We start from the raw sequence: 9,868 nt of genomic DNA, 5'->3' as shown, positions 1-9,868 counted from the left end.
GTCGACCAAAGACGGTTAATCGGGCATTTTTATGGTTGTTCACTGGGGCACCTCGGATGATTGGTTTGGTTGGCGCCTCCAGTTTTCCGGGAATGCCCCGAGTGAACAACCTACAGAGAGATCACAGCTAGCCGGTGCGAGCCAGCGAGCGCTTGAACCCCTTTTCGGCCTGATTGACCTTGTAGAGGTAGCGGCGTGCTTCCGCCTTGGGATGCTGCTCTGTCAGGATCTGGTAGACCACCTCTGGCGAGAGCCGGTTGATCTTGCCGGGCGCAGCTTTGCGATCGCTGGAGAAGGTGTTCAGCACCCCGCCTGCACCACCGTTGTAAGCCGAGATGACCGCATAGCGACGTGAGAGCGGGTCCTGGATATCCGCCAGATAGACGGTCTGCAACAGATGCAGGTAGGCGGTTCCCACGTCTATGTTGTAGGCCGGATTGAACAAATCATCCCGGGTTGGTTGGCCATTCTTGCCCTTGACCCTTACATAGACATCCCGTCCTGCGGTGGCCGGGATCACCTGCATCAGGCCGTAGGCGTTGGCGTGGCTGACCGCATAGGGGTTGAAACTGCTCTCTGTCTTGATCACCGCATAGATCAGGCTCTCTGCCACCCCGTACTTGCGGGACGCTTGACGAATGATGCTGGCGTACTTGTAACCCCGCTTGTCTTCATGGTTGGCCACCATGGGAATATCGACGAAGAAGATGGTACGGATCCCCAGAGTGCGTTTCTTCATCGCCGTACTGAGCAGGTAGTCGGCGTAACGCTCGGCGCGCCAGTCGAAGCGGATCGGCTGCCCCTGATTGTCCAGCACCTGACCATAGAGGAAGGGCTCGCCACCGGGCAGGATTTCCCGATCGGAGTACAGATCCACCTCAGCCGGATCGTCCGGGGTCAGCAGTGTCTCTATGATGGCGCGGCGCAGGTGAGCCTGGGGGTCGAGTCCGGAGACCGTCTCCACCATGATGTGGCCGCTGGAGAAGTCGATGTGGGCACGGCTCTTGTATTGATCCGTGTATTTGACATAGTCAAACTTGCCCGCAAACAGCGCCTCACGCCCCCATATCTCGTTCACGTTATGGGAGAGCGCACTGATCATGTGTTCGAAACCGCGAATGTCCTTGCCGTTGACCAGGGTGTCATCCTCGCTCCCGCTGGGCTTGGGGGAAGATGAGCAGGCAGAGAGAAACAGCAGGGTGCAAAGCAGCCAAAAAATTCGGCCCATAGGATCCTCAAACAGGGCGGCGAAGCCGCCCGTCATTCATTGGCTGTGAGCTAAGAGATGCATAGCCGTCGCTGGCTCACAGGTACAACTCATTGGCTGGGAGGGGTATAACCATCGATGGCCACTTCGCCCGCTTCAAACAGGTAGCTCACCATCTCTTTTTCCAGCAGCTGACGATGCTCCAGGTTCATCATGTTCAGCTTCTTCTCGTTGATCAGCATCACCTGCTTCTTCTGCCATTCGGTCCAGGCTTCCTTGCTGATGTTGTCAAAAATCCGCTTGCCGAGTTCACCGGGGTAGAGTTGGAAATCCAGGCCCGGGCCCTCTTTTTTCAGGCGTTGGCAAAATACAGTACGGCTCATGTTGACCTCTATGGTTGTAAGTCCGGGTAGGCAAGCAGGCGGGCCGTGGCGGCTGCCAGTCCCACCTCTGCAGGATGGCGTAAGTTATACCAGAGTCGGTTATCCGCTTCCATGAGCTGGGGGGCTGGTGGCGCATCCATTTCAATCAGAAAAGGCTGAATATCGAGATGGAAGTGGCTGAATGTATGCCTAAATCCGCTCAGCTCCCGATAATCGTGCCCGCTCAGCCCGAGCCGCTGCAAGAGTCCGTCGATTTCGGCTGGTGACTCCACCTGCGGGAAGCAGTAGAGCCCGCCCCAGATCCCCTGCGGCGGCCGCTTCTCCAGTAGCAGCTCGTCGCCGTGACGAATGAGCAGCATGATGCCGGTGCGGGCCGGAATGCTCTTCTTCGGCTTTGAGTTGGGGTAGGCAGTGGGCTTGCCCTGCGACAGCCCCTGGCAATCGGTCTGCACCGGGCAGCGGTCACAGGCGGGCTTGCTGCGGGTGCAGACGGTGGCCCCCATGTCCATCATGGCCTGGTTGTAGTGGGCCACGCCGAGTTTGGGGGTGAGGCGGATGGCGAGCTCCCACAGATCGTTCTCCACCTGTTTCTGGCCGGGCCAGCCCGGCAGCGCCAGCCAGCGGGTGAGTACCCGCTTTACGTTGCCATCCAGAATGGCGTGGGGTTGCCCAAGGGACAGGGAGAGCACAGCACCTGCGGTGGAGCGGCCAATGCCGGGCAGGGCTATCACTTCTTCCAGCCGTTCCGGAAACAGGCCGTCATGCAGATCGCGGATCTGCTGTGCCGCCTTGTGCAGGTTGCGGGCCCGGGCGTAATAGCCGAGCCCGGTCCAGTGGTGCAGCACCTCGTCGATGGGTGCGTCAGCCAGGGCCTGCACGTCGGGGAAGCGGGCCATGAAGCGTTGATAATAGGGGATCACTGTGGCGACCTGGGTCTGCTGCAGCATGATTTCGGAGACCCAGACCCGATAGGGGGTCTTGTCTTGCTGCCAGGGCAGTGTCTTGCGTCCATGGACCTGATACCAGTCGAGGATCCGGGTGGCGAAAGTGGTGTTGTCTGAATTGCTCACATGGTTCTCATGTTATTGATTAAAAAGGGGAGCTCTCAGGCTCCCTCTTGAAATGGATGCCAGCTCAGCGGGGCTGAGCCGGCGTTGTGGTCGTGACGGGATCAGCCGCGCCAGTCCTGCAGTGCCTTGAGGCTGGCGTTCTGACCCGCCACCTGCAATATGATGTAGTCCTGTGCTATGGCGATCAGGGTCACCCCGGAGGCGACCTCGCTGCCCTCGCGAAACTCACGTCCGTTCAGCATCACGGCCCGTTTGGCCGGATTGGAAGAGAAGACGTGGGAGCCGTAGGAGAGGGCGGGGATCCGTTGCTTCAGCTCCAGAGGCAGGGCGCTGATCGGCATGGCCTGCGCCTCGGGTTGGGCCTGCGGTACAGCCTCTTCCATCAGCGGCGTGTTGTTGAGGGCATTCATGATGCGCTCGGCAAGCCCCTGGCTGCTGTCGGCAGCCGGCGTTTTGTTCTCGGGCACTGCTCTCGGACGCACCACGGGTTCAGGTAGTGGCGGAGGCAGCGGGCGGGTGATCATGGGCCTGGGCTCGATGCGAACGAAGGGGGGGGTGACCACCTCTTTCACTTCGATTGTCTTCTCGATGGGGCGGTTGTTGAGCAGGTGCCAGCCATAGTTGGCGCCAGCGCCCATCAGCAGAGCAAAGGGGGCCAGCAGCCACCAGATCCAGCGCCGGTTCTGTTCCTCTTCCTGGGTGACGGGCAACCCCATCGCCGGAATATGCGAGGTAAACTGGGGCTGATCGGCCCGGCGCAGCGCCTTGAGCAGGGTAGACATCAGGAAGCCTCCTCGGACAGTGTGACCATGGACTCGTCGTCCATGGCATCCAGTTTGGCCGGCGTGCCGGTGCGCTTGGACTCATCTTCCAGTCTGGGCATAGGTTCACCGGCCATCACATTGAGACGCAGCAGGGTATTACTGCCGGCTATGCCGTCCGGATTGAGCCCTTGCTCGCGCTGGAATTGTTGCAGCTTGTTCTTGAGCTCGGCATCGAAGCGACGCACCTTGCGATCCGGCTGTTGCAGGGCGCGGCTGAGAGCGTTGTCCAGCCACTGTACCTGGGTCGCGCCGGCATTGTTGCCGATCAGGGCGACGCCGCCCTTGGGCATGCGCCACAGCAGGGTGTAGCTGCCGCCCCAGAAGTCGGACAGCCACTGCCTGTCCACTTGCCAGCTCTGGTTGCCGATGAGCAGGTTGGCCTTGTCCGGCCCCAGACTGACCAGGGTTGCGTAATAGATGCCGCCCGTCTCGTCGGTCAGGCTGATGAGGGCCGGGTGCTGCAGGGCCTGCAGATCCGCCAGCGAGGCGTCGCCCTCCTGGCAGCGCAAGCCGGCGCGCGGTGCGTTGTCGCAGGTCGCCTCTTCCAGTTCAGTCTGGTAACCCCACACCTTGTAGAGATTCTGCATGGCACTGTCCGGTTCCAGCGCCTGATTGATGGCGCGGGTCAGCTGTTCCTGCTGCTCAGGGGTGTCATCCACCTTGACCGGCACCTCCACCTTGATCACGGGGCGCTCGGGGAAGAAGCCGAAGAACTGCCAGCCCCACCAGCCGGTGGCGACCAGCAAGGCCCCCGCCAGAGCGACCATGAGGCCGGACTGCCAGGTGCCCTCGTCGCGAATGCCGCTCACCTCATAGGCCGCCAGGCTGATGTCGCCGTGAACTATCTTGTGGCTGCCACGGGCAAAGGCGGCGATCAGGGCGCGATCGCAGATGAGGTTGATGAGGCGGGGAATGCCGCCGGAGAGGCGGTGCAGGGTCTGAGTCGCCTTGGGAGTAAAGATGGGCTGAACACAGCCTGCGACCTGCAGCCGGAAGCGCACATAGGCATCCACGTCCTGATGCGAAAGGGGCAGCAGATGGTAACGGGCCGTGATGCGCTGTGCCAGCTGGCGCAGCAGGGGCTGGCGCAGCATTTGTTGCAGCTCGGGCTGGCCGATGAGCACCACTTGCAGCAGCTTCTTCTCGTCGGTTTCCAGATTGGTGAGCAGACGCAGCTGCTCAAGCACACCGGGCAGCAGATGCTGGGCTTCATCCACCAGCACAACGCTGCGCTTGCCTGCCGCCAGGTTGGCCAGCAGGTGGTCGCGAATGAGATCGAACAGCAGCTTGAGACCGGCATCCTTGTCGTACGGCAGCTGGAACTCGTCGCAGATGGCCGCCAGCAGGTCACGCTCGGTCAGGGATGGATTGAGGATGTAGGCGATCTCGGTCTCGGCCGGCAACTGCTGCAACAGGCAGCGGGAGACGGTGGTTTTACCGGTTCCCACTTCCCCTGTCAGCAGCACGAAGCCGCCGCCATCCTGCAACCCGTAGTTGAGATGGGCCAAGGCTTCCCCGTGACGTTCACTCATATAGAGATATTTGGGGTTGGGAGAGATGGAGAACGGGGGCTCCGACAGACCGAAGAACTGTGTGTACATAAGGATCCATTCCATTGTTATGGGCGGCAGGTTAAAGCCTCCCCACTGGGATGTCAAAGACCCGGATGCCATAAGGGGGGCTGGCGCCTGCCTTGCTCCACTTCGGCGTTTTGAGCGGGGCCAAGGGATCGAAAGTGCCGCCATGGTGTGGGCCGGGAGGTCAGTGCACCTGCTGGCGAAAGCTGTAGTTTGCAGCACGGCTGGGTTATCGCCGACGAGGCGGGGGGCAGGCATAGTCTCTGCTGGCTAAACCGGTATAATCGGGGCAGGTTTATCAAGGGAGACGCAGATTGCAGACTTATCTGGTTGGGGGCGCAGTGCGGGATCGCCTGTTGGGATTGCCGCAAGGGGATCGAGATCACCTGGTGGTGGGGGCGACCGTGGAGCAGATGCTGGCGCTGGGGTTCAGCCAGGTTGGCAGGGATTTCCCCGTGTTTCTCCATCCCAAGACCCAGCAGGAGTACGCGCTGGCCCGCACCGAGCGCAAGCAGGGCCGCGGTTACACCGGGTTTGTCTGCCACGCATCCCCCGAGGTGACGCTGGAGCAGGATCTGCTGCGCCGGGATCTCACCATCAATGCCATCGCAGAGGATGAAGAGGGCAGGCTGCATGACCCCTACGGCGGTATCCGGGATCTGGAACAGCGTATGCTGCGTCACGTCTCCCCGGCCTTTGCCGAGGATCCGCTGCGCATCCTGCGGGTTGCCCGCTTCGCCGCCCGCTTTCATGCCCAGGGCTTCGTGGTGGCCCCCGAGACGCTGGCGCTGATGCGCGAGATGACCGACGCAGGTGAGCTGGCCCACCTGACCCCGGAGCGGGTTTGGAAGGAGCTGGAAAAGGTGCTGCTGGGAGAGACTCCCCAGATTTTCTTCGAGGTGCTGCGCGAATGTGGCGCTCTCAAGGCGCTGTTCCCCGAGCTGGACGCCCTGTTCGGTGTGCCGGCGCCCGCCAAGTGGCATCCGGAGATCGACACCGGTATCCATACGCTTATGGTGCTGGCGCAGGCGTGTCGTCTCTCCCCCGAGCTGGCGGTGCGCTTCTCCGCCCTGTGTCATGACTTTGGCAAGGGGCTGACGCCGCCCGCCTTCTGGCCGAGTCATCATGGGCATGGCCAGAAGGGACTGCCGCTGATCCGCGACTTTTGCGAGCGCTTTCGGGTGCCGAACGACTGCCGCGATCTGGCGTTGCTTGTGAGCGATCTGCACACCCATATCCACATCGCCTTCGAACTCAAGCCCGCGACCCTGCTCAAGGTGTTCGACAAGGCGGATGCCTGGCGCAGACCCGAGCGTTTCGCCCAGCTGCTGGACGCCTGCCGCGCCGACTTCCACGGTCGTACCGGCTTCGAGGAGCGGGTCTATGCCGAGCCCGACTATGTGGCACAGGCGTTCGGCGCGGCCCAGGCCGTGCCCGTGAAGGAGATAGTGGCAGCCGGTTTCAAGGGGGAGGCCATTCGCGAGCAGCTCGCCAAGCGCCGGCTCGATGCCATCAGTCGGGTGCGCGACGAGTGGACTTTTATCGACGAGGAGTAGCTTCTTCTGCTGCCAGATATAAAAAAGCCCGGGTCAGTGACCCGGGCTTTTTGCTGCGGCTTGCGTCAAGAGAAGCAAGCTTGCAAGACGTAGAAAATGGCGATGGCCAGGATGGCTCCTGCGGGCAGGGTAATGATCCAGGAGACCACTATGTTGCGCAGCACACCCAGATTCAGTGCCGCAATACCGCGCGCCAGACCGACACCCATGACGGCACCGACCAGAGTCTGGGTGGTGGAGATGGGCAGACCGGTACCGGAGGCAATCACCACGGTCGCGGCAGTTGCCAGCTGGGCGGCGAAACCACGGCTCGGGGTCAGGTGAGTAATACCGGTACCGACCGTTGCCATTACCTTGCCGCCCATGGTCGCCAGACCGATGACGATACCTATGCCGCCAAGGGGCAGGATCCACCAGGCGATGGAGGACTGACCGGCGATCTCGCCACCTGACGCCACTATGGAGGCGACAGCAGAGAGCGGACCTATGGCGTTGGCCACGTCGTTGGAGCCGTGAGCAAAGGCCATGGCACAGGCAGTGATGACCATCAGGATGCCAAATACCTTCTCCACGTTGGCGAAGTGCATCTTGCTGTCATCTTGCGGATTGTACTTCTGGCCGCGAATGTAGAGCCAGCCGGCAAACGCCACGGCGATGGAGATGGCGACGGATAGCATGATCCCTTCGCCGTCGGTGAGGTGCAGACCGACGTGGGTCAACCCCTTCTTGATGGTGACCAGACAGATCACCAGCGCTGTCAGGAACATGTAGAAGGGCACGTAACGCTTGGCGTTGGCCAGAGGATCATCTGTGTTGAAGATGAGCTTCTGCACGCTGATGAACATGAAGTAGGCGATGATGCCGGAGATGGCCGGAGTGATGATCCAGGAGCCGACGATGCCGCCGAACTTGCTCCATTGCACCGCTTCCGGACCAATGCTCACCATCGCAAAACCGACGATGGCGCCAATGATGGAGTGGGTGGTCGAGACAGGCCAGCCAAAGTAGGAGGCCAGGATCAACCAGGAGCCCGCCGCCAGCAGAGAGGCGATCATGCCGAGCACCAGCAGATCCGGTGTATCGGCAAAGGCATTGGTATCTATGATGCCATTGCGGATGGTGGCGGTCACTTCACCGCCCGCCAGATACGCACCGGCAAACTCGAAGATCATGGCGATGATGATTGCCTGACGTATGGTCAGGGACTTGGTGCCGACCGATGTGCCCATGGCGTTGGCCACGTCATTCGCGCCTATACCCCAGGCCATCAAAAAGCCGAACAAGGCCGCCACGAGCACCAGAGTAGTGCCGTAATTCGCGATAATGTCCATTAATAGTGTTTACCCAGTCAGTCGATTACGAACGAGCCAGCATCAGTTCCAGACGGGCGCCAACGCGCTCGGCCTGGTCTGCCAGGTCACCTACCCATTCGAGGATCTTGTAGAGGAACATAACGTCGATCGGATTGTACTTCTGCTCAACGGCTTGCAGCTGTTGGCGCAGTCCGATCTGCATGGTGTCAGTATCGTCCTCGATAAGATCCAGCTGGTGGATCATCTCGGCAACCATTTCAACTTCTCGTCCTTTGAAGCCGGTTTCGAGCAGCTCATCGAGTTCTCCGATGGCTTTTTCGGCTTGGGCGGTCGCATCGATACAACGTTTGAGATAGGCCATGAAATCGGCGCGCATCTCGGCAGGGAATTCCATTTTACGACCAAGCATGCGACCGGAGATATCCTTGGCACGGTTGGCAATCTTGTCTTGCTGAGTCAGCAGCTCCAGCAGGTCGGTACGGGCGACCGGCAGGAAGAGACCACGAGGCAGTTTCAGACGAATTTCACGTTTGAGGATGTCCGCCTCTTTTTCCAGCTGGGCGATATGTTCCCGAATCTTCTCGGCATCTTCCCAACGGTCTTCGGCCACGGCATCAAAGAAGGGGATGAGCTGCTCGCAGCACACGTGAACCTTGACGATATGCTTCTGTAACGGCTTGATGGGGGACTTGGCAAAAAGCCCCAAAATAGTATTTACTGGCATGGTCAAACCTGTGTCGGTGAAAAAACACTCGATACGATGTTATGAGGCGCGCAGGATAACCGAACTGCGCCATCAATAAAACCGTGAATTAATCCTGATGTATCGCAGGCATTATATCCTCGCGTTCAGTATCATGCCCCCCCAAGTTGCCTGCCAGCCCGGAATGACTATGCAAACTGAGATCGAGATAAAGTTTTTTGTCTCACAAGACATTCAACAATCATTATCCAACCTGCTGAATTCTATTGAAATTATATCCAATGCCCAGGTGGAGCTTGGCAATGTCTATTTTGATACGCCGACCCTGGATTTACGTTGGCTCGAAATGGGATTACGCATTCGTCGCAGTGACGATTTTGCCGAGCAGACGATTAAATGCCGGGGTCAGGTGGTGGGGGGATTGCACGCCAGGCCTGAATATAATGCCCCTGTGCATGGGGATGTTCCGCGGCTATCTGCCTTTCCGGACGAGATCTTCCCGAGTCTGACTGTCCGCGACGAGATTCAGGGCAAGCTGGTTGCCCAGTTCCGTACCGATTTCCTGCGTCGTCACTGGCTGATTGCCTTCGAGGGAGCCGAGATCGAGCTGGCCTGGGATCAGGGCGAGATCGTCGGCTCGCTGGGAAAAACGGCCATCAACGAACTGGAACTTGAGCTTAAATCCGGCGATGCCAGCGCCCTGTTCGCGCTGGCAGAACGGCTGACCGTGCTGGGTGGTGTCAGGCTGGGCGCGCAATCCAAGGCGCAGCGCGGCTATCGGTTGGCAGGGCTCGGCAAGCCGCTGGCGTTGCAATCCTTGCCTGTGGTCAATGGGGTCGATGCCGCTATACGCCTCACCTCGGGCCTGCAGCATTGGCAACATCATGAGCAGTACTGGCTGGAACAGGCGGACCCCGAGCAGCGACGCCTGGCGCTGCAAGAGATCCGGCAAGGTATTGCGCTTGTCATCGAGGCAGCCGATACGCTGGTGGCACCGGCCTGGCTGGCGGCGCTGACCGACTTGTCGACTCATCTGGCCTTGCTGGCGCAAGACGTGGCCGAACCTGAGTGGCAGACGGCACTGTCTGCTCTCTTCCATCGGGCTGACTATGTGCGGCTGCAACTGGCCATCGCCGCCTGGTTGCACGCTACTGCATGATGCTTGTGCCCGGCGGGCGTGACGGGTAGTGACGAAAAAGGTGAGCCCGGGCTCACCTTTTTCATGGTCGACACTC

Annotated in this window: 9 protein-coding genes; 2 read left to right on the top strand and 7 right to left on the bottom strand. The window is 60.2% G+C overall.

The window, feature by feature from the left end; all coding sequences use genetic code 11:
• Window positions 1–127: 127 nt before the first annotated feature.
• The 5 genes from mltC to GWQ31_RS10915 all read right to left on the bottom strand — a co-directional run bounded on the left by mltC (window position 128) and on the right by GWQ31_RS10915 (window position 5,085).
• Window positions 128–1,228 (bottom strand): membrane-bound lytic murein transglycosylase MltC, encoded by a 1,101-nt coding sequence (gene mltC, locus GWQ31_RS10935; RefSeq protein ID WP_265421018.1) that lies wholly within the window; start codon window positions 1,226–1,228, stop codon window positions 128–130.
• 89 nt (window positions 1,229–1,317) lie between these two features.
• Window positions 1,318–1,590 carry an oxidative damage protection protein gene (locus GWQ31_RS10930; RefSeq protein WP_005313967.1) on the bottom strand — a complete coding sequence of 91 codons (273 nt, stop codon included), beginning with the start codon at window positions 1,588–1,590 and terminating at the stop codon, window positions 1,318–1,320.
• An 8-nt stretch (window positions 1,591–1,598) separates the two neighbouring features.
• Entirely contained in the window at window positions 1,599–2,660 is a 1,062-nt protein-coding gene (mutY, locus tag GWQ31_RS10925; protein ID WP_275909345.1) for an A/G-specific adenine glycosylase, read from the bottom strand.
• Between the two features lie 101 nt (window positions 2,661–2,761).
• Window positions 2,762–3,442: a GspB family T2SS assembly factor variant ExeB gene (gene exeB, locus GWQ31_RS10920; protein ID WP_005313960.1), complete on the bottom strand. Its 681-nt coding sequence runs from the start codon at window positions 3,440–3,442 to the stop codon at window positions 2,762–2,764.
• The gene (locus GWQ31_RS10915; protein ID WP_265453125.1) at window positions 3,442–5,085 is read right to left on the bottom strand and encodes an ExeA family protein; all 1,644 of its coding nucleotides are present in this window, start codon (window positions 5,083–5,085) and stop codon (window positions 3,442–3,444) included. Before GWQ31_RS10915 ends, exeB begins: the two co-directional genes overlap by 1 nt.
• Window positions 5,086–5,375: 290 nt before the next feature.
• On the opposite strand from GWQ31_RS10915, the gene GWQ31_RS10910 reads away from it, so the two are divergent.
• The gene (locus GWQ31_RS10910; RefSeq protein WP_275909344.1) at window positions 5,376–6,617 is read left to right on the top strand and encodes a multifunctional CCA addition/repair protein; all 1,242 of its coding nucleotides are present in this window, start codon (window positions 5,376–5,378) and stop codon (window positions 6,615–6,617) included.
• A gap of 65 nt (window positions 6,618–6,682) precedes the next feature.
• On the opposite strand, the gene GWQ31_RS10905 is transcribed toward GWQ31_RS10910, so the two are convergent.
• Window positions 6,683–7,948, bottom strand: a complete 1,266-nt coding sequence (locus tag GWQ31_RS10905) for an inorganic phosphate transporter (RefSeq protein WP_021140559.1) — start codon at window positions 7,946–7,948, stop codon at window positions 6,683–6,685.
• A 25-nt stretch (window positions 7,949–7,973) separates the two neighbouring features.
• Complete coding sequence (locus GWQ31_RS10900) at window positions 7,974–8,654, bottom strand: TIGR00153 family protein (protein WP_021140558.1); 681 nt, start codon at window positions 8,652–8,654, stop codon at window positions 7,974–7,976.
• Window positions 8,655–8,823: 169 nt separating this feature from the next.
• Between GWQ31_RS10900 and GWQ31_RS10895 the strand changes: the two genes are divergently transcribed.
• Window positions 8,824–9,792: a CYTH domain-containing protein gene (locus tag GWQ31_RS10895; protein WP_169046855.1), complete on the top strand. Its 969-nt coding sequence runs from the start codon at window positions 8,824–8,826 to the stop codon at window positions 9,790–9,792.
• Window positions 9,793–9,868: the final 76 nt, after the last annotated feature.

This window comes from Aeromonas sp. 2MA4, from assembly GCF_029237305.1.
GTDB classification, from domain to species: Bacteria; Pseudomonadota; Gammaproteobacteria; order Enterobacterales; family Aeromonadaceae; genus Aeromonas; species Aeromonas salmonicida.
The sequence above is the reverse complement of the archived record's forward strand: the minus strand, read 5'-3'. Positions and strand labels throughout refer to the sequence as shown.